The organism is Burkholderia sp. 22PA0099 (genome assembly GCF_047497165.1).
In the GTDB taxonomy this organism is placed as follows: Bacteria; Pseudomonadota; Gammaproteobacteria; order Burkholderiales; family Burkholderiaceae; genus Burkholderia.
Genome location: NZ_CP163165.1, coordinates 3,816,924 through 3,835,586, shown reverse-complemented (window position 1 = coordinate 3,835,586; position 18,663 = coordinate 3,816,924). Strand labels below are relative to the sequence as shown.

The following is an 18,663-nucleotide window of genomic DNA, read 5'->3' as shown; positions in this document are numbered from 1 at the left end:
CCTCGGCCTCAGGCGGCCAGCATTTCCTTGGCGTGCTTGCGCGTGGTGGCGGTGATCTCGATGCCGCCGAGCATGCGCGCGACTTCCTCGACGCGGCTCGCGCGGTCGAGCGGCGTGACCGTCGAGACGGTGCCGCCCGCGTGGTCCCGGCCCTTGGCGACCTGGAAGTGATGATCGCCGCGCGCGGCCACTTGCGGCAGGTGCGTCACGCACAGCACCTGACGGTCGCGGCCCAACTGATGCAGCAGCCGCCCGACCACCTCGGCCACGCCGCCGCCGATGCCGGTATCCACTTCGTCGAAGATCAGCGTGGGCGTGAGGCTGGCCGCGCTGGCGATCACCGCGAGCGCGAGGCTGATGCGCGCCAGCTCGCCGCCCGAGGCGACCTTGGTCAGCGGGCGCAGCGGCACGCCCGGATGGCCGGCCACGCGGAACTCGATCTGTTCCAGGCCGTGCGCGCCGCCTTCGGCGAGCGGCACCAGCGCGACATCGAAGCTGCCGCCCGCCATCGACAACTCCTGCATCGCGGCCGTGACGGCGCTGCCCAGCGCGGTGGCCGCATCGGCGCGCGCCGCCGACAGCGTGCGCGCGTCGTCCAGATAGGCTTCGCGGGCACGGTCGGCCGCGACCTGCAGGTTGCTCAGGTCGGCGGCGGCGTCGAGCGCGGCAAGCTGCTCGCGGCGCGCCAGGTGTTCGTCGTGCAGCGTGTCGGGCGGCAGCCGGAAGCGGCGCGCGGCCGAATGCAGCGCGTCGAGCCGCATCTCGACCTGCGCGAGCCGGCCCGGATCGAGTTCGAGCCGCTGCGCGTAGTGCGACAGCGAATACGAGGCCTCGCGCAACTGGATTTCGGCCGGATCGAGCGAGGCCAGCACGTCGTTGAGCGCCGGGTCGAGCGAGGCCAGATGGCGCACGTTCGAGAGCACCGCGCCCAGATGCCCGAGCATCGATTGATCCGATTCGGAGATCGCCAGCAGCGCAGCCTGCACGCCTTGGCTGAGGTTCGCCGCATGCGTGAGGCGGCCGTGCTCGCTGTTGACCTCGTCCCATTCGCCCGGTTGCGGCGCGAGCTTGTCGAGTTCGGCGAGCTGCCAGGCCAGTTTTTCGCGTTCGAGCTGCAGTTCGCGCTCGTGGGTTTGCGCGAGCTCGATCTGATGGAGCGCATCGCGCCAGGCGCGCCAGGCGCGCGCCACGGCGGCCGCGTCGGCCGTCAGGCCTGCGTGCGTGTCGAACATCTCGCGCTGGGCGTCGGGCCGCATCAGCAACTGGTGCGCGTGCTGGCCGTGCACGTCGACCAGCATCTCGCCCAGCTCGCGCAATTGCGAGAGCGTGGCGCTGGTGCCGTTGATGAACGCGCGCGACCGGCCGTTGGCGTCGATGACGCGGCGCATCATGACCACGTCGTCGGCATCGAACGCATGCACGTCGAGCCATTGCGCGACACGGTCGTGCGGCGTGAATTCGGCGGTGATGTCGGCGCGCTGGCAGCCGGCGCGCACGACGCTGGCGTCTGACCGCTCGCCGAGCGCGAGCGCGAGCGCATCGATCAGGATCGACTTGCCGGCGCCGGTTTCACCGGAGAACACGCTGAAGCCGGTGTCGAATTCGAGGTCGAGCCCGGCGACGATGACGAAGTCGCGAATCGAGAGATGGCGGAGCATGGTGGGTGGCGCGGCCGCGTCAGGATTCCGGATCGTCGTCGTGCGACGGATGCTCGTTCCAGTGCAGCTTCTTGCGCAGCGTCGTGTAGAAGCTGTAGCCGACCGGATGCAGGAATGGCACCGTGTGGCGCGAGCGGCGCACCTCGATGGTGTCGTTCAGTTGCAGCGCCGTGAACGACTGCATGTCGAAGTTCACGTTGACGTCACGCCCGCCGATGATCTGGATGCCGACCTTGACGTCGTCGGGCAGCACGATCGGCCGGTTCGACAGCGCGTGCGGGGCGATCGGCACCAGCACGATGCCCTGCAGTTGCGGATGCAGGATCGGGCCGGCCGACGACAGCGCGTAGGCCGTGGAGCCGGTGGGGGTGGCCACGATCAGGCCGTCCGAGCGCTGGTTGTACATGAAGCGGCCGTCCACCGAGACCCGTAATTCGGCCATCCCGGAGAAGCCGCTGCGGTTCACCACCACGTCGTTGAAGGCCAGCGCGTGATAGATCGGCTCGCCGTTGCGCACGATGCGCGCTTCGAGCAGCGTGCGTTCCTCGCGCTCGAAGCTGCCCGACAGCATCAGCGGCACCAGGTCGAGCATCTCGGAGGCCGAGATATCGGTGATGAAGCCCAGCCGGCCGTGGTTGATGCCGATCAGCGGGGTGCGGTAGGGGGCAAGCTGGCGGCCGATGCCGAGCATGGTGCCGTCGCCGCCGAGCACGATCGCGACGTCGGCGCGCGCGCCGATTTCGGTGGGTGTCAGCGCCGGATGGCCCTTGATGCCGTATTCTTGCGCGGTGGCTGCCTCGAAGACGACTTCGAGCCCTCGCTTCACGATGGCAGCGGCCAGCGCGGCGAGCGGTTCGGCGATGCCGGGGGTGTTGCTGCGCCCGACGAGCGCCACGGTCTGGAACTGGTTGCCGGTATTCATGGCGGCATTACACCATAGCTGGATGACGAAAAGGAACCGGCCGGGAGGCCGAGGGCGCCTTGGCGCCGCAACCCTCGCGGGCGCCGCGCGCTTGCGCTAGAATTTTCGACCATGTTAGATCCCCGCGCACGCACCCTCCTGAAAACCCTGATCGAACGGTATATCGCCGACGGTCAGCCGGTCGGCTCGCGCACGTTGTCCCGGTATTCCGGGCTCGAGCTGAGCCCGGCCACCATCCGCAACGTGATGTCCGACCTGGAGGAGCTTGGCCTCGTTTCGAGCCCGCACACCTCCGCCGGGCGCGTACCGACGCCACGCGGCTATCGGCTGTTCGTCGACACCATGCTGTCGGTCGAATCGCCGATCGACAGCGACGCGCTCACGCGGCTCGTGCAAACCACCCTGCAGGCGGGCGAGCCGCAGCAGAAGGTGGTGGCCGCCGCCGCCAGCGTGCTGTCCAACCTGTCGCAGTTCGCCGGCGTGGTGCTGACCCCGCGCCGCAGCCATGTGTTCAAGCAGGTCGAATTCATGCGGCTGTCCGACAAGCGGATCCTGCTGATCATCGTCACGCCCGAGGGCGACGTGCAGAACCGCATGATGGCCACCCAGCGCGATTATTCGCCGTCGCAGCTGACCGAGGCCTCGAACTATATCAACGCCAATTTCGCCGGGCTGTCGTTCGACGAGGTGCGCCGCCGCCTGCGCGAGGAAATCGACGCGCTGCGCGACGACGTGACCGCACTGATGCACGCCGCCGTCACGGCCAGCACCGAAACGCCCGACGACGGCGACACGCTGCTGATCTCGGGCGAGCGCAACCTGCTCGAAGTGGCGGATCTGTCGTCCGACATGGCGCGGCTGCGCAAGCTGTTCGACGTGTTCGACCAGAAAACCAGCCTGCTGCAACTGCTCGACGTGTCGAGCCATGCGCAGGGCGTGCAGATCTTCATCGGCGGGGAATCGACGCTGGTGCCGATCGACGAGATGAGCGTCGTCACCGCGCCCTATGAGGTGAACGGCAAGATCGTCGGCACGCTCGGCGTGATCGGGCCGACGCGGATGGCCTACAACCGCGTGATCCCGATCGTCGACATCACGGCGCGGCTGCTGTCGCTGACCTTGAGCGGCAACCAGTAAGCCGTTCGCTATTGCCCCGATTGGCGCGTCGGCCTTTCGCCGTCTCGTGTCGCCGGGTCGTGGGCCGTCGCTATAATGAGGCTCGTTCGATCCGGTGCCCAGGCCCATCCCCGTTCATGCGTTTTGATCTCGAGCCGCCGTCGCAACACGCGCCGGCGCATCGCATCGCCGTTCTGCTCGTCAATCTCGGCACGCCCGACGCGCCCACGCCGGGCGCCGTGCGGCGCTATCTGGCGCAATTCCTGTCCGATCCGCGCGTGGTGGAAATCCCGGCCATCGCCTGGCAGCCGATCCTGCGCGGGCTGATCCTGCCGTTCCGCTCGCGCGCCTCGGCGAAGAAATACGCGACCGTCTGGACTCCCGAAGGCTCGCCGTTGCGCGTGCACACCGAGCGGCAGGTCGAAGGCCTGCGGCCGCTGTTCGCCGCCAACAGCTATCAGGTGATGGTCGATTACGCGATGCGCTACGGCACGCCCGACATCGGCACGGTGCTCGGCCAGTTGAAGCACGCGGGCGCGGAACGGGTGCTGCTGATGCCGCTGTATCCGCAGTATTCGTCGTCCACCACGGCAACCGCGTTCGACGCGGCGTTCGCCGCGCTGGGGCGCATGCGCAACCAGCTCGAAGTGCGCACGGTGCGCCACTACGCCGACCATCCCGCCTATATTCATGCGCTGGCCGAGCAGGTGCTGCATTACTGGGCCGAGCACGGTCGCCCCGATTTCGCGGCCGGCGACAAGCTGGTGCTCAGTTTCCACGGCGTGCCGAAGCGCACGCTCGACCTCGGCGATCCGTACCATGACCAGTGCCAGCAAACGGCGGCGCTGCTGATCGCCACGCTCGGCCTCGGCTCGCTCGAATGCCTCGTCACGTTCCAGTCGCGCTTCGGCAAGGCCGAATGGCTGCAGCCGTACACGGCGCCGACGCTGCGCGAACTCGGCGCGGCCGGCGTCAAGCGCGCCGACGTGTTCTGCCCCGGCTTCACGTCCGATTGCCTCGAAACCATCGAGGAAATCGGCATGGAAGTGCGCGACGAATTCCTGCATGCCGGCGGTGGCGCGTTCCACCGCATTCCGTGCCTGAATGCGTCGCCGGCCTGGATCGACGCGCTGGGCCAGATCGTCGCGGAAAACCTGCAGGGCTGGCCGGCGCGCGTGGCGGTGCCGGCCGAGACGGCCGCCTGAACCGGGGCGGCCCGAGCCTCATTCACCGTCACGAAGCGGAATCAAGCCGATGAACTACCGGATTTCGACCGAACCGGGCGCCAAGCTGCGGATCGACAAATGGCTATGGGCGGCGCGCTTCTTCAAGACGCGCTCGCTGGCCACCGACGCCGTCGAGAAGGGCCGGGTGCGGATCGGCGGCGCGGCCGTCAAGCCGTCGAAGGACGTGCGGGTGGGCGATCGTGTGGAAATCACCATCGAAACGGTGGTCTGGCAAGTGGAAGTGCTCGGGATCTGCGACCTGCGCGGCCCGGCTAGCATCGCTCAGACCTTGTATTCGGAAACCGCGGAAGGGCGGGCGAAACGGCTTGCCGAACTCGATCGGCGACGGCATTATCGCGAGCCGGCCGCCGAGATGCACGGCCGCCCGACCAAGCGCGACCGCCGGATCATCGACAAACTTTCGAATGGGCGCTGAAGGTGGGCTCGAACGTCGCCCGCGCGCTGCCGTATTCGGTGGTGCGATCGGTGACGGCGCCCGACATGCAGATGGTGGTGGTGCCGGCCACGAGTACCAGCGCGACCACCGAAATGACAAAGGTCAATTTCACGGTACTCCCCTTGGGACGGCCAGCGGAACGGGTCCGCAATCGGAAGGCGGCGGCCGGTGAGTGGTGCGCGCGCGCTGTGCGTCGTTCGAAATGATCCGACGAATCGGGCCGCGTCGGGGTGGGTCCGGGCAGCCTCAGACGCAGTGTAGTGCAGCGTCCGGGGCCGATCCAGTGGGGTGGTGGTAACGGTTGTTACGGCCGGTTGCGGGTCGATCCTGCCGATCGGACGCGAACCGCCGAAAGACCCTCTTGAAATTGTTGTTTTCGGCCCTATGTGGGTTTCTGTTGCTCGGCAGGCAGGCCACGGGCCTTGTCCGCAGCGTGCCGCCGGGCTGGCTTTCATTCACCCAATCGATTTCAGCGACATGGAAAACACGCAAGAGAATCCGGCTGCTCAACCGGCCGACGAAACCGGCCGCGACGCACAGGCTGCTCAGCCGGCCCAGGCCGACGTGCCGCAGGCCGCCGAAGCCGACGCCGCGCTGGCCGAAGCGCAAGCCAAGGTTGCCGAGCTGCAGGAGCACTTCCTGCGCGCGAAGGCCGAAACCGAAAACGCGCGCCGCCGTGCACAGGAAGACGTCGCCAAGGCGCACAAGTTCGCCATCGAAAGCTTCGCCGAGCACCTGCTGCCGGTGATCGACAGCCTCGAAGCGGCCGTGGGCGACACGTCGGACGACGTCGCGAAGATTCGCGAAGGCGTCGAATTGACCTTGCGCCAGCTCAACAACGCGCTCGAAAAGGGCCGCGTGAACGTGATCAACCCGGTGGGCGCGAAATTTGATCCGCATCAGCATCAGGCGATCTCGATGGTGCCGGCCGAGCAGGAAGCCAACACCGTCGTCAACGTGTTGCAAAAGGGCTATACGATTGCCGACCGCGTGCTGCGCCCGGCGCTCGTGACGGTCGCGCAGCCGAAGTAAGCAAAAAGGAAGGCGGCGCGCCCCGAGCGCGCCCCTCAGGTTGGGGAGGCCGGCGGGAAAGCCGGCCGGCGGCGCGTGGGTCCTGATCCGCGCCGCGATGAAGCCGGTTCGCCTTCGGCGAATCGCAAGGCGATGCCGCCGGCTGGCCCGGCATGGATCGCCCCGCGCGTCGTTTCCTCGCTTGCCCGTTGTCGTTTTTCGGGGTCGGATTGTTTCGGCCCCGATCGCCGTTCGGCCGCGTGCCGCCGGCGATTGAAAAAATTGAATAGCCGCATCGTGTTCGGGGTCTTGAAAACGGCGCGGTCGCACCTATTTCGTGTGCAGAGTTGAATTCGGCGCGGCAAAACCGGGAAAAAGCCCCGAAAAGCCGCAGCAAACAGCGTTTCTGGAGATTACGAAAAATGGGAAAGATCATCGGTATTGACCTCGGCACCACGAACTCGTGCGTGGCCGTGATGGAAGGCAATCAGGTCAAGGTCATCGAGAATTCGGAAGGCACCCGCACCACGCCGTCGATCATCGCTTACATGGACGACAACGAAGTGCTGGTCGGTGCGCCCGCCAAGCGTCAATCGGTGACCAACCCCCGTAACACCCTGTTCGCGGTCAAGCGCCTGATCGGCCGTCGCTTCGAAGAGAAGGAAGTCCAGAAGGACATCGGCCTGATGCCGTACGCCATCGTCAAGGCCGACAACGGCGACGCCTGGGTCGAAGCGCACGGCGAAAAGCTGGCGCCGCCGCAGGTGTCGGCCGAAGTGCTGCGCAAGATGAAGAAGACGGCCGAAGATTACCTCGGCGAAACCGTCACGGAAGCCGTGATCACGGTGCCGGCGTACTTCAACGACAGCCAGCGCCAGGCCACCAAGGATGCCGGCCGCATCGCCGGCCTCGAAGTGAAGCGCATCATCAACGAGCCGACCGCGGCCGCGCTCGCGTTCGGCCTGGATAAAGCCGAAAAGGGCGACCGCAAGATCGCCGTGTATGACCTGGGCGGCGGCACGTTCGACGTCTCGATCATCGAAATCGCCGACGTCGACGGCGAAATGCAGTTCGAAGTGCTGTCGACCAACGGCGACACGTTCCTCGGCGGCGAGGATTTCGACCAGCGCATCATCGATTACATCATCGGCGAGTTCAAGAAGGAGCAGGGCGTCGACCTGTCGAAGGACGTGCTCGCGCTGCAACGCCTGAAGGAAGCCGCTGAAAAGGCCAAGATCGAGCTGTCGTCGAGCCAGCAGACCGAAATCAACCTGCCGTACATCACGGCCGACGCATCGGGTCCGAAGCACTTGAACCTGAAGATCACGCGCGCCAAGCTGGAAGCGCTGGTCGAGGATCTGGTCGAGCGCACCATCGAGCCGTGCCGCACCGCGATCAAGGATGCCGGCGTCAAGGTGTCGGACATCGACGACGTGATCATGGTCGGCGGTCAGACGCGCATGCCGAAGGTGCAGGAGAAGGTGAAGGAATTCTTCGGCAAGGACCCGCGCCGTGACGTGAACCCGGACGAAGCCGTCGCGGTTGGCGCGGCGATCCAGGGCCAGGTGCTGTCGGGCGACCGCAAGGACGTGCTGCTGCTCGACGTGACCCCGCTGTCGCTCGGCATCGAAACGCTCGGCGGCGTGATGACGAAGATGATCAACAAGAACACCACGATCCCGACCAAGCACGCTCAGGTCTACTCGACGGCCGACGACAACCAGGGCGCCGTGACGATCAAGGTGTACCAGGGCGAACGCGAGATGGCCATCAGCAACAAGGCGCTCGGCGAGTTCAACCTGGAAGGCATCCCGCCGGCACCGCGCGGCGTGCCGCAGATCGAAGTGACGTTCGACATCGACGCGAACGGCATCCTGCACGTCGGCGCGAAGGACAAGGCGACCGGCAAGGAAAACAAGATCACGATCAAGGCGAACTCGGGCCTGTCCGATGCCGAAATCGATCAGATGATCAAGGACGCCGAAGCGAACGCGGCCGAAGACCAGAAGCTGCGCGAGCGCGCCGATGCCCGTAACCAGGGTGACGCGCTGGTCCACAGCACGAAGAAGGCGGTCGCGGAATACGGCGACAAGCTCGACGCGGGCGAGAAGGACAAGATCGAAGCGGCACTGAAGGAACTGGAAGACGTGCTGAAGGATCACGCGGCCGAGAAGGACGTGATCGACGCGAAGGTCGAAGCGCTGTCGACGGCCTCGCAGAAGCTCGGCGAGAAGATGTACGCCGACATGCAGGCGCAGCAGGCAGGCGCCGCGGCAGCCGGCGGTGCGGCCGGTGCGGAAGGTGCCCACGCGGGTGCCGCGAACGCGGCCGACGATGTCGTCGATGCCGACTTCAAGGAAGTGAAGAAGGACTAAGTCGGGCCGCGGCCGTGCCGCGCGGCACGGCCGCCACCGATTCGATCCGTCACTGCCGGACGGTCCGGATCACCTTGCGCCTGGCGGGCCTCACGGCCCTCCGGGCACATTTGTTTTATGGCGGGACGGTGCGCGAGCGCCGTTCTACAGGTCGCAAGACTTTACTGGAAGCGAGAGGAGCCGCTCGCGCATCGCGTGTGGCGGCATTACCGATATGGCGAAACGGGATTACTACGAGGTTCTGGGCGTTGCGAAGAACGCGAGCGACGACGAAATCAAGAAGGCATATCGCAAGCTCGCGATGAAGTACCACCCCGACCGCAATCCGGACAGCAAGGATGCGGAAGAGCGTTTCAAGGAGGGGAAGGAAGCCTATGAAATGCTCTCGGACGAACAGAAGCGTGCCGCGTACGATCAGTACGGCCACGCGGGCGTCGATCCGAACATGGGCGGTGCCGGCGCACAGGGCTTCGGCGGCTTTGCCGACGCATTCGGCGACATCTTCGGCGACATCTTCGGCCAGGCCGCGGGCGGCGCTTCGCGCGGCGGCCGTGGCGGCCCGCAGGTGTATCGCGGCGCCGACCTGCGCTACAGCATGGAGATCACGCTCGAACAGGCCGCGCACGGCTACGAGACACAGATCCGCGTGCCGAGCTGGGTATCGTGCGAAGTCTGTCACGGCAGCGGCGCGAAGCCGGGCACCAAGCCCGACACCTGCCCGACCTGTCATGGCCAGGGCTCGGTGCGCATGTCGCAGGGCTTCTTCAGCATCCAGCAGACCTGCCCGAAGTGCCATGGCACCGGCACCTACATCCCCGATCCGTGCGCGCATTGCCACGGCTCGGGCAAGGTGAAGGAAACCAAGACGCTGGAAGTGAAGATCCCGGCCGGCATCGACGACGGCATGCGGATTCGCTCGGCCGGCAACGGCGAGCCGGGCATCAACGGCGGGCCATCGGGCGATCTGTATGTGGAAATCCACATCAAGTCGCACTCGGTGTTCGAGCGCGACGGCGACGATCTGCACTGCCAGATGCCGATCGCGTTCACCACGGCCGCGCTGGGTGGCGATATCGAGGTGCCGACGCTGGCCGGCCGCGCATCGTTCCCGGTGCCGGAAGGCACGCAGTCGGGCAAGACGTTCCGCCTGCGCGGCAAGGGCATCAAGGGCCTGCGTTCGAGCATTGCCGGCGATCTCTACGTGCACGTGCAGATCGAAACGCCGGTCAAGCTGACCGATTCGCAGCGCGATCTGCTCAAGCAGTTCGAGAAGTCGCTGGCTGAAGGCGGTGGCCGTCACAGCCCGCAAGGCAAGAGCTGGTTCGACCGCGTGAAGAGCTTCTTCGAGTGATCGAAGCGCGGCCGGCATCATGATTCTCGCCACATGACTCACGACGAAGCGGGCGCGCCGTTCGCGCTCCTCGACGATTGCGATTCGACCGCGTCCGCGCGGTCGAGTCGTTTGTACACGGGCTATGTGCACGAACGGACGTGTACCGACCCGGCGCAGCTCGATGCGGTGTGCGCGGCCGTGGCAGCCGATCTCGACGGCGGGCTGCATGCGCTGGTGCTCGGCGATTATGCGTTCGGCCGCAACCTGCAGCGCGGCGTGGCGGGCAGCGCACCGCTGCGCTTCCTGCTGTTTGCCGGGCTGCAACGGCTCTCGCGCGACGAGGCCGATGCGTGGCTCGCCGCGCATGATGAGCACGCAGGACACGCAGGGCAGGATGCAGCCGAGCCGTCGGCGGCCGGCGTGGCGCGCTTGCAAAAGAGCGTCACGCGCGAAGCTTTCGATGTGTCGATCGACGCGATCCATGCCGCGCTGCGCGCCGGCGATTCCTATCAGGTCAACTACACCTACCGGCTCGGCTTCGACGCCTACGGCTCGCCGCTCGCGCTGTATCGGCGGCTGCGTGCGCGGCAGGCGGTGCGTTACGGCGCGCTGATCGCGTTGCCCGACGCGCGCTGGATTGTCTCGTGCTCGCCCGAACTGTTTGTCGAGAAGACGGGCGTGCGGCTGCGCACGCGGCCGATGAAGGGCACCGCGCCGCGTTCGGCCGATGCGGCCGCCGACGCACGCGCAGCCAGCTTTCTCGCCAACGACGCAAAGAACCGCGCCGAGAACTTGATGATCGTCGACCTGCTGCGCAACGACGTGTCGCGCGTCGCGGTCACGGGTTCGGTGCGCGTGCCGGCGCTGTTTACGGTCGAGCCGTATGCGTCGGTGTGGCAGATGACCTCGACCGTCGAGGCCGAGGCGCGGCCCGACGCCGGCTTCGCCGACATGCTGCGCGCGCTGTTTCCGTGCGGCTCGATCACCGGCGCGCCCAAGCACGCTACGATGGCGCTGATCGATGCGATCGAATCGACGCCGCGCGGGCTGTACACCGGCGCGCTCGGCTGGCTCGACGCCGCGCCGGCCGGCAGCGCGTGCGGCGATTTCTGTCTGTCGGTGACGATCCGCACGCTGTCGCTCGATGCGCCGCGTGCCGACGGTTACCGGCCCGGCATGATGGGCGTCGGCGCGGGCATCGTGCTCGACAGCGCGGCGGCCGACGAATATGCGGAGTGCGAATTGAAAGCGAAATTCCTGACCGATGCCGACCCCGGCTTCCAGTTGTTCGAAACGATGCAGGCGACGCGCGCCGGCGGCGTGCGCCATCTCGATCGCCATCTCGCGCGGCTTGGCGCCAGCGCCGAGGCGCTCGGCTTCGCGTTCGACGCGACGGCCGTGCAGGCGCGGATCGCGGCGCATGTGGGCGGGATCGAGGGTGACGATGCGTATCGCCTGCGTGCGGCGCTGTCCAAGGACGGCACGCTGGCCCTGACGGGCGCGGCGCTCGCACCGCTGGCTTCGCCCACCGTCGCGGTGCTGCTGGCCGCCGAGCACGGCTTCGCGCCGATACACGCGTCGGATCTGCTGCTCGCGCACAAGACCACGCGTCGCGCCGAATACGATCGCGCGTGGCGCGAAGCCGAGGCGGCGGGCGCGTTCGACATGCTGTTCGTCAACGAGCGCGGCGAGCTGACCGAAGGGGGGCGCAGCAACGTGTTCGTGCGGCTCGACGGCCGCTGGTTCACGCCGCCGCTGGCCAGCGGCCTGCTGCCGGGCGTGATGCGCGCGGCGTTGCTCGACGATGCCGGGTTCGGCGCCAGCGAGCGGGTGCTGACGCCCGACGATCTGGCGCGTGCCGATGGCCTGCTGATCTGCAACGCGTTGCGTGGTGCGGTGGAGGCGACGTTGCGGCGCATTTGAACCCGGATCGCGGCCCCATGAAAAAAGCGCGGCACCCGGTTCAGGGTGCCGCGCTTTTTTATTCGTATCGGTATCCGCAGCGGCTGCCGCCGCCGCGATCACTCAGAACGAATGCTCGGGGCCGGGGAAGCTGCCGTCCTTGACGGCGCGCACATAGGCTTCGACCGCCGCGAAAATGCTCGGCTGGCCGTGCATGAAATCCTTGACGAAGCGCGGGCGCTTGCCGGGAAACACGCCCAGCATGTCGTGCAGCACCAGCACCTGGCCCGAGCAGCTCGCGCCGGCGCCGATGCCGATGGTCGGCGTGGTGATGGATTGCGTCAGTTCCGAGGCGAGCAGCGTGGGCACCGCTTCGAGCACCATCAACTGGCCGCCGGCCTGCTCCAGCGCCTTCGCGTCGCGCAGCAGTTGCGCCGCGCCGGCCTCGGTCTTGCCTTGCACCTTGAAGCCGCCGAACGCGTGCACCGATTGCGGCGTGAGCCCAAGGTGCGGACACACCGGAATCGCGCGCTCCACCAGGAAGCGCACCGTCTCGGCCAGCCATTCGCCGCCTTCGAGCTTGACCATCTGCGCGCCCGCGCGCATCAGCTTCACCGAGCTGTCGAACGCCTGGGCCGGCGTGCCGTAGGTGCCGAACGGCAGGTCGGCCACGATCAGCGCGCGCGGCTGGGCGCGCGCCACGCAGGCCGTGTGATACGCGATCTCGTCGAGCGTGACCGGCAGCGTGGTGGCCTGGCCTTGCAGCACGTTGCCGAGCGAATCGCCGATCAGCAGCGCGTCGACGCCGGCGCGGTCGAGCAGCGCCGCGAAGCTGGCGTCGTAGCAGGTCAGCATCGCGATCCTGTCGCCGGCCTCGCGCATCTGCTGCAGCTTCGGCACGGTAACGGCCGGTCGGCTCGATTCCTGGAGATAGGTCATGGGGAGATCCGGTTCGTGAGAAAACACAGGCGGCCACCGACGCGTTTCAGCGGTCGGCGCCACCCTTGACGAAGGATTCCTTGCGGCCGCGCATGGTTTCGATGCGGGTCATCAGCAGTGCAAGGTCGTCGGGCGAGTCGAGCGGATTCAGGTGTTCCGCCGCGACGGTGAGGACCGGCGTGCGGTCGTAGTGGTAGAAGAATTCGTTGTAGGCGTCGCACAGCGAGCGCAGGTAGGCGTCGCCGATCTGCAGCTCCATCGGGATGCCGCGCTTCTGGATACGCGCGTAGAGCACCTCGGGGCTGGCCTGCAGATACACGACCAGATCGGGCGCCGGGGCCGGCACGTCGATCCGTTCGGCGAGCGTGCGATACAGCTGCCATTCGTCGTCGCCGAGCGTGAGCCGCGCGAAGATGTCGTTCTTCTGCGGCATGAAATCGGCCACCAGCGCGAGGCCGGCGGCTTGAGCCGCAGCCAGCTCCTGCGCCTGCTGCGCGCGCTGCAATGCGAACGACAACTGCGCCGGCAGCGCATGACGTGCGCCTTCGCGGTAGAAGCGTTCGAGAAACGGGTTGTCCTGCGGGCGTTCGAGCAGCGTGCGCATCGCCCAGCGTTCGGCGATCAGCTGCGCGAGCGTGGTCTTGCCGACGCCGATCGGCCCCTCGATCGCGATATGGCGATAGGGCGGGCGCGAATCGGGCGGTGTGACGGTCAGCGGTGCGGCAGTCAACGGCGTGGCGTTCATGGGCAGCGGCTTTTGTCGTTCGCGGCCTTCATCGCCATCAGGCACTGGCAGGTTTGGACCTTCTCGATGCGCTGGTCCGACACCGCCGTCAGAAACGCCTGCGCGCTGCCGTGGATCGGGATCGCCAGCGCCGGATCGAGCTCGATCAGCGGCACCAGCACGAAGGCGCGGCCCGTGAGGCGCGGATGGGGCACCACCAGATCGGGTTCGTCGATGGTGTGTTCGCCGTACAGCAGGATGTCGATGTCGAGCGTGCGCGGCGCGTTGTGGAACGGCCGCTCGCGGCCGAAGTGGTGCTCGATCTGCTGACACAGCTTCAGCAATTCGCGCGCCGGCAGCCGCGTCTCGATCTTGACCGCGCAGTTGTAGTAATCGTCGCCGCCCGCGTCGATCGGGGCCGTACGATAGAGGCTCGATTTGCCGAGCACGACGACCGCGCCGCACTGTTGCGCGAGGCAGACCACCGCATCCTTCAATGCCTGGCGCGCATCGCCGAGATTCGCGCCGAGCCCGAGATAAGCAACCGTCATGGCATCCACTTCCTGCGTCGTCCGGCGGCTCAGTCGTCCGCGTCCGCTGCCGGCGTATCCGTTGCCGGTGCGGTGCCGTCGTCGGGCCGCCGGTTACGCACGCCGCCGCGGCGGCGGCGCTTGCGCGGGGCGGCCGCGGCGGGGTCGCGCGGCGTGCCCGAGGTCAGCAGCGCTTCGCGAGCGGCGACATCGCCGTCCATGAAATCCGTCCACCACTGCGCCACCGATTCGTCCAGTTCGCCGGACTCGCAGCGCAGCAGGAGGAAATCATACCCCGCTCTAAATCTTTGGTGTTCCAGCAGCCGGATCGCGCCGCGGCCCGAGCGCTTCTCGAGGCGCAGTTGCAGGCCCCAGATTTCACGCATGTCGGCCGAGTAGCGCTTGTGGATCGCGAGCTTCTCGGTCTGCATTTCGAGCACGTCGTCCATCGCGCGTTGCAGTGCGGGCACCGGGAACTCGCCGTTCGCGACGTTCTGGTTCCAGCGCTGGCGCATGTCGTGCCAGAGCAGCGTGGCAAACAGGAAGCCTGGCGAAACCGACTTGCCGGCGCGCACTCGCGCATCGGTGTTGTTCAGCGCGAGCGTGATGAACTTCTCGCCCTGCGGCTGTTCGAGCACCACGTCGAGCAGCGGCAGCAGGCCGTGATGCAGGCCCTCGCTGCGCAGTTGCTTGAGGCAGGCCAGCGCGTGGCCCGACAGCAGCAGCTTCAGCATTTCGTCGAACAGGCGCGCGGCCGGGACGTTGCCGATCAGGTCCGCCAGCGGCTTGATCGGGTCGCGCGTGTGGGGTTCGATGTCGAAACCGAGCTTGGCCGCGAAGCGCGCCACGCGCAGCATCCGCACCGGATCTTCACGATAGCGCGTGGCCGGATCGCCGATCATGCGCAAGAGTCGTGCGCGCATGTCGGCCATGCCGTCGTGGTAATCGAGCACCGTTTGCGTCGCGGGGTCGTAATACATTGCGTTGATCGTGAAGTCGCGGCGGGCCGCGTCTTCGTGCTGCTCGCCCCAGACGTTGTCGCGCAGCACGCGTCCGCTCGCGTCGACCGCGTGGGTGCGGCGGTCGAGTTCGTCGCGCTTCAGGCGGCGCGGCGGGGCCGCATCGTCGGCGGCCGCGGGGGCCGGGGCGGGGGCGTCGGCCGGCGCATCGACGAGCGCGCGAAACGTCGACACCTCGATCAGCTCCTGGCCGAACTGCACGTGGACGATCTGGAACCGGCGGCCGATCACGCGGGCGCGGCGGAACAGGCGCTGCACCTCGGTGGGCGTGGCGTCGGTGGCGACGTCGAAATCCTTTGGTGCGATGCCGAACAGCAGGTCGCGTACCGCGCCGCCTACGATGAAGGCGCGGAACCCGGCCTGCTGCAGCGTGTCGGTCACGCGCACGGCGTTGCGCGAGATCAGCGAGGGATCGATGCCATGCACGGCGGCCGGCACGATGGTGGGATCGGTGCGACTCGCGGCGACCTTGGCGGCGTCGCGTGCGGCCTGCTTTTTCGCCGCGGCGATGGCCTCAGGCGAGGAATCGGGGACGCCGGAATGCGGGGCGTCGTCGTGGGCGGCGGTGTCGTCCTGCCCGAGCAGCTTGCGGATGAATTTTTTGATCACGAGGCTTGGAAGAGTTCGAGGATGCGCCAGCCTTGCTCGCGGGCATGGGCGCGCAGCGTGTCGTCGGGGTTGGTGGCGATCGGGTCGGTGACTTTCGCGAGCAGCGGAATATCGTTGTGCGAATCGCTGTAGAAATAGCTGTGTTCGAAATCGGCCAGCGATTTGCCGAGCGAGGCGAGCCACGCTTCGGTGCGCGCGATCTTGCCTTCGCGAAAGCTCGGCAGGCCGGTAGCGCGGCCGGTCAGGTCGGAGGCCGGATGGCCGTCGACGGTTTCGACTTCGCAGGCGATCAGCGTTTCGACGCCGAAGGCCGTGGCGATCGGCCGCGTGACGAAAGCATTGGTGGCCGTGACGATGCAGCACAGATCGCCGGCTTCACGGTGCTGGCGGACCAGATCGACGGCGGCCGGCAGCATGGCCGGGCGGATCACCTCGTGCATGTACTGCTCGTGCCAGGCGTCGAGCTGGGCGCGCGGATGCTGCGCGAGCGGTGCGAGCGCGGCGGCCAGATAGGCGTGGATGTCGAGCGTGCCGGCCTTGTAGTCGGCGTAGAAACGGTCGTTTTGCGCGCGGAAGCGCTCCGCATCGACGAGGCCGAGCTTGATCATGAAGCGACCCCATTCGTGGTCGCTGTCGGTGGGGATCAGCGTGTGATCGAGGTCAAAGAGTGCCAGATTTGTCATGGAGGGGCATTTTACTTGAAGCTACTTGATCCGGCCGGAAGCGCCGGCCGCGACGGCCGCTTCGCGCTCCAGCGTGGCCAGCAGCGTACGCAGCAGCGGCAGCGTCACGGCGCGTTTCTGTTCGAGCGAGAAGCGATCGAGTGCATCGAGGAGGGCCATCAGGCTCGGCATGTCGCGCCGGTAATGGGTGAGCAGGTAGGCGGGCACGTCGTCGGCGATCGCGATGCCGCGATCCTTGGCGGCCCGCTTGAAGACGGCGGCCTTGTCGGCGTCCGACAGCGGCGCCAGATGGAACACCAGGCCCCAGCCGAGCCGCGTGCGCAGGTCCTCGCGCACGTCGAGCGCGAGCGGCGCGGCCGGCCCCGCGCCGACGAACGCGCTCGACGGATGGGCGCGCACCTCGTTGAACAGATTGAACAGGGCGATCTGCTGGGTGTCGCTCATCGCGTCGATGTCGTCGACCGCATACAGCGAGACGCGCGGGTCGAACGCGATCGCGCCGAGCGGGCTTTGCGGCGTCAGGTAGCGCGCGCTGCCGTAGGAGGTGTCGTAGACGAGCGCTTGCAGCAGATGGCTGCGGCCGCTGCCGGCTTCGCCCCATACGTAGAACGAACGGTCGGCCACCGGGCCGGCCGCGAGCGCGAGATCGAGCCGGCGCAGCCGCGACACGAGTTCGTGGTTCGCGCCGATGGTGAAATTCTCGAAGGTCCGGGGCGGCGGGGTACCGAGGTCGAGCGTCAGTTGACGGGTGGCGGTCACGATGCGGATCGGTCGAGGTCGGGCGCGCGCCATGCGCCGGCGGCCGTGCCGGAGCCGCCGCGCCGATGCGCAAACGCCACGGCGCAGGCAGCCGCACGCGGCGTGCCGCCAGGGCGCGCAGGCCCTGAACGGCGCGGCCCGCGCGGCGGCGCATGGCGCGGCGCGGCGGGCACGATGGCCTGCGATGAAATCGGGGACGATTCGGACACGATGGTTTCCGTCGAAAGATCGGCGCGGTAATTCGGCCGGGCGTCCGGCTTCGGGTAAAATCGCATTTTACCGACCTTCTCGCATTCCCCCATGACTTCTCCGAAATCCGCTCCCGACGCCCAAGGTCTTTCCTACCGTGATGCGGGCGTCGACATCGACGCGGGCGACGCGCTCATCGACAAGATCAAGCCCTTTGCGAAGAAAACGCTGCGCGAAGGCGTGCTCGGCGGGATCGGCGGATTCGGCGCACTGTTCGAAGTGCCCAAGCGTTACAAGGAGCCGGTGCTCGTGTCGGGCACCGACGGCGTCGGCACCAAGCTGAAGCTGGCGTTCCACCTGAACCGCCACGACACGGTCGGCCAGGATCTGGTCGCGATGAGCGTCAACGACATCCTCGTGCAAGGCGCCGAGCCGCTGTTCTTCCTCGATTACTTCGCGTGCGGCAAGCTCGACGTCGACACGGCCGCCGACGTGATCAAGGGCATCGCGAAGGGCTGCGAACTGTCGGGCTGCGCGCTGATCGGCGGCGAAACCGCGGAAATGCCGGGCATGTACCCGGACGGCGAATACGATCTGGCCGGCTTTGCCGTCGGCGCGGTCGAAAAGAGCAAGATCATCGACGGCAGCACGATCGCCGAGGGCGACGTGGTGCTGGGCCTGGCGTCGAGCGGTATCCACTCGAACGGCTTCTCGCTGGTGCGTAAGATCATCGAGCGCGCGAATCCCGATCTGAACGCCGAATTCGACGGCCGCACGCTGGCCGATGCGCTGATCGCGCCCACGCGCATCTACGTCAAGCCGCTGCTCGCGCTGATGGCGAAGCTGCCGGTCAAGGGCATGGCCCACATCACCGGTGGCGGTTTGGTCGAGAACATCCCGCGCGTGCTGCGCGAAGGCCTGACGGCCGAGCTCGACCAGAACGCATGGACGCTGCCGCCGCTGTTCCAGTGGCTGCAGCAGCACGGCGGCGTGGCCGACGCGGAAATGCATCGCGTGTTCAACTGCGGCATCGGCATGGCCGTGATCGTGTCGGCAGCGGATGCCGATGCGGCCGTGGCCGACCTGAGCGCCGCCGGCGAGCAGGTCTGGAAGATCGGCAAGGTGCGTGCGACGCGCGAAGGCGAGGCGCAGACGGTGGTGGTCTGACGCATGCCGGTGTGATGGCTGCATGAAATGAAGAAGGGCCGCGA

The 18,663-nt window shown here is 67.3% G+C and carries 17 protein-coding genes; 8 read left to right on the top strand and 9 right to left on the bottom strand.

Going from position 1 to position 18,663, the window contains the following annotated elements:
- Positions 1–8 precede the first annotated feature (8 nt).
- Both recN and AB4851_RS32370 read right to left on the bottom strand, forming a co-directional pair.
- Entirely contained in the window at positions 9–1,658 is a 1,650-nt protein-coding gene (gene recN / locus AB4851_RS32375) for a DNA repair protein RecN (protein ID WP_414450304.1), read from the bottom strand.
- A 19-nt stretch (positions 1,659–1,677) separates the two neighbouring features.
- Positions 1,678–2,580: an NAD kinase gene (locus AB4851_RS32370; RefSeq protein WP_414443988.1), complete on the bottom strand. Its 903-nt coding sequence runs from the start codon at positions 2,578–2,580 to the stop codon at positions 1,678–1,680.
- Positions 2,581–2,691: 111 nt separating this feature from the next.
- On the opposite strand from AB4851_RS32370, the gene hrcA reads away from it, so the two are divergent.
- The 3 genes from hrcA (at position 2,692) to AB4851_RS32355 (ending at position 5,358) form a co-directional block, all read left to right on the top strand.
- Positions 2,692–3,717 carry a heat-inducible transcriptional repressor HrcA gene (gene hrcA / locus AB4851_RS32365; protein WP_414443989.1) on the top strand — a complete coding sequence of 342 codons (1,026 nt, stop codon included), beginning with the start codon at positions 2,692–2,694 and terminating at the stop codon, positions 3,715–3,717.
- A 116-nt stretch (positions 3,718–3,833) separates the two neighbouring features.
- The gene (gene hemH / locus AB4851_RS32360) at positions 3,834–4,901 is read left to right on the top strand and encodes a ferrochelatase (RefSeq protein ID WP_414450303.1); all 1,068 of its coding nucleotides are present in this window, start codon (positions 3,834–3,836) and stop codon (positions 4,899–4,901) included.
- 49 nt (positions 4,902–4,950) lie between these two features.
- A complete protein-coding gene (locus AB4851_RS32355; RefSeq protein ID WP_414443991.1) occupies positions 4,951–5,358 on the top strand; it encodes an RNA-binding S4 domain-containing protein in 408 nt (135 codons plus the stop codon).
- Here AB4851_RS32355 and AB4851_RS32350 read toward each other — a convergent pair.
- Positions 5,330–5,491, bottom strand: coding sequence for a hypothetical protein (locus tag AB4851_RS32350; protein WP_414443992.1), 162 nt, complete (start codon positions 5,489–5,491; stop codon positions 5,330–5,332). The two genes, AB4851_RS32355 and AB4851_RS32350, sit on opposite strands and share 29 nt — an antisense overlap.
- Positions 5,492–5,856: 365 nt before the next feature.
- Between AB4851_RS32350 and grpE the strand changes: the two genes are divergently transcribed.
- The 4 genes from grpE (at position 5,857) to pabB (ending at position 12,021) form a co-directional block, all read left to right on the top strand.
- A complete protein-coding gene (grpE, locus tag AB4851_RS32345) occupies positions 5,857–6,411 on the top strand; it encodes a nucleotide exchange factor GrpE (RefSeq protein ID WP_414443993.1) in 555 nt (184 codons plus the stop codon).
- Positions 6,412–6,812: 401 nt separating this feature from the next.
- The gene (dnaK, locus tag AB4851_RS32340; protein WP_414443994.1) at positions 6,813–8,765 is read left to right on the top strand and encodes a molecular chaperone DnaK; all 1,953 of its coding nucleotides are present in this window, start codon (positions 6,813–6,815) and stop codon (positions 8,763–8,765) included.
- 214 nt (positions 8,766–8,979) lie between these two features.
- Entirely contained in the window at positions 8,980–10,116 is a 1,137-nt protein-coding gene (dnaJ, locus tag AB4851_RS32335; RefSeq protein WP_414443995.1) for a molecular chaperone DnaJ, read from the top strand.
- A 33-nt stretch (positions 10,117–10,149) separates the two neighbouring features.
- Positions 10,150–12,021, top strand: coding sequence for an aminodeoxychorismate synthase component I (gene pabB / locus AB4851_RS32330; RefSeq protein WP_414450302.1), 1,872 nt, complete (start codon positions 10,150–10,152; stop codon positions 12,019–12,021).
- Positions 12,022–12,123: 102 nt separating this feature from the next.
- On the opposite strand, the gene panB is transcribed toward pabB, so the two are convergent.
- Genes panB through hda form a run of 6 tightly spaced genes read right to left on the bottom strand, consistent with a single transcriptional unit; the run spans position 12,124 to position 17,263 of the window.
- Complete coding sequence (panB, locus tag AB4851_RS32325; RefSeq protein WP_414443997.1) at positions 12,124–12,939, bottom strand: 3-methyl-2-oxobutanoate hydroxymethyltransferase; 816 nt, start codon at positions 12,937–12,939, stop codon at positions 12,124–12,126.
- Between the two features lie 46 nt (positions 12,940–12,985).
- Positions 12,986–13,669, bottom strand: a complete 684-nt coding sequence (locus AB4851_RS32320; protein ID WP_414451998.1) for a deoxynucleoside kinase — start codon at positions 13,667–13,669, stop codon at positions 12,986–12,988.
- A gap of 11 nt (positions 13,670–13,680) precedes the next feature.
- Positions 13,681–14,214, bottom strand: coding sequence for a 2-amino-4-hydroxy-6-hydroxymethyldihydropteridine diphosphokinase (folK, locus tag AB4851_RS32315; RefSeq protein ID WP_414443999.1), 534 nt, complete (start codon positions 14,212–14,214; stop codon positions 13,681–13,683).
- Positions 14,215–14,243: 29 nt separating this feature from the next.
- Positions 14,244–15,821: a polynucleotide adenylyltransferase PcnB gene (pcnB, locus tag AB4851_RS32310; RefSeq protein ID WP_414450301.1), complete on the bottom strand. Its 1,578-nt coding sequence runs from the start codon at positions 15,819–15,821 to the stop codon at positions 14,244–14,246.
- On the bottom strand, positions 15,818–16,504 hold the full coding sequence (locus AB4851_RS32305; RefSeq protein WP_414450300.1) for an HAD family hydrolase: 687 nt from the start codon (positions 16,502–16,504) through the stop codon (positions 15,818–15,820). Before AB4851_RS32305 ends, pcnB begins: the two co-directional genes overlap by 4 nt.
- 21 nt (positions 16,505–16,525) lie before the next feature.
- Positions 16,526–17,263 carry a DnaA regulatory inactivator Hda gene (gene hda, locus AB4851_RS32300; protein WP_414444002.1) on the bottom strand — a complete coding sequence of 246 codons (738 nt, stop codon included), beginning with the start codon at positions 17,261–17,263 and terminating at the stop codon, positions 16,526–16,528.
- Between the two features lie 300 nt (positions 17,264–17,563).
- On the opposite strand from hda, the gene purM reads away from it, so the two are divergent.
- Complete coding sequence (gene purM / locus AB4851_RS32295) at positions 17,564–18,619, top strand: phosphoribosylformylglycinamidine cyclo-ligase (RefSeq protein ID WP_414444003.1); 1,056 nt, start codon at positions 17,564–17,566, stop codon at positions 18,617–18,619.
- The last annotated feature ends 44 nt before the right edge of the window (positions 18,620–18,663 follow it).

Bases quoted from the DNA above. Each gene is read 5' to 3' on its own strand.
- recN (WP_414450304.1), bottom strand. From the start codon at position 1,658: ATGCTCCGCCATCTCTCGATTCGCGACTTCGTCATCGTCGCCGGGCTC.
- AB4851_RS32370 (WP_414443988.1), bottom strand. From the start codon at position 2,580: ATGAATACCGGCAACCAGTTCCAGACCGTGGCGCTCGTCGGGCGCAGC.
- hrcA (WP_414443989.1), top strand. From the start codon at position 2,692: ATGTTAGATCCCCGCGCACGCACCCTCCTGAAAACCCTGATCGAACGG.
- hemH (WP_414450303.1), top strand. From the start codon at position 3,834: ATGCGTTTTGATCTCGAGCCGCCGTCGCAACACGCGCCGGCGCATCGC.
- AB4851_RS32355 (WP_414443991.1), top strand. From the start codon at position 4,951: ATGAACTACCGGATTTCGACCGAACCGGGCGCCAAGCTGCGGATCGAC.
- grpE (WP_414443993.1), top strand. From the start codon at position 5,857: ATGGAAAACACGCAAGAGAATCCGGCTGCTCAACCGGCCGACGAAACC.
- dnaK (WP_414443994.1), top strand. From the start codon at position 6,813: ATGGGAAAGATCATCGGTATTGACCTCGGCACCACGAACTCGTGCGTG.
- dnaJ (WP_414443995.1), top strand. From the start codon at position 8,980: ATGGCGAAACGGGATTACTACGAGGTTCTGGGCGTTGCGAAGAACGCG.
- pabB (WP_414450302.1), top strand. From the start codon at position 10,150: ATGACTCACGACGAAGCGGGCGCGCCGTTCGCGCTCCTCGACGATTGC.
- panB (WP_414443997.1), bottom strand. From the start codon at position 12,939: ATGACCTATCTCCAGGAATCGAGCCGACCGGCCGTTACCGTGCCGAAG.
- folK (WP_414443999.1), bottom strand. From the start codon at position 14,214: ATGACGGTTGCTTATCTCGGGCTCGGCGCGAATCTCGGCGATGCGCGC.
- AB4851_RS32305 (WP_414450300.1), bottom strand. From the start codon at position 16,504: ATGACAAATCTGGCACTCTTTGACCTCGATCACACGCTGATCCCCACC.
- purM (WP_414444003.1), top strand. From the start codon at position 17,564: ATGACTTCTCCGAAATCCGCTCCCGACGCCCAAGGTCTTTCCTACCGT.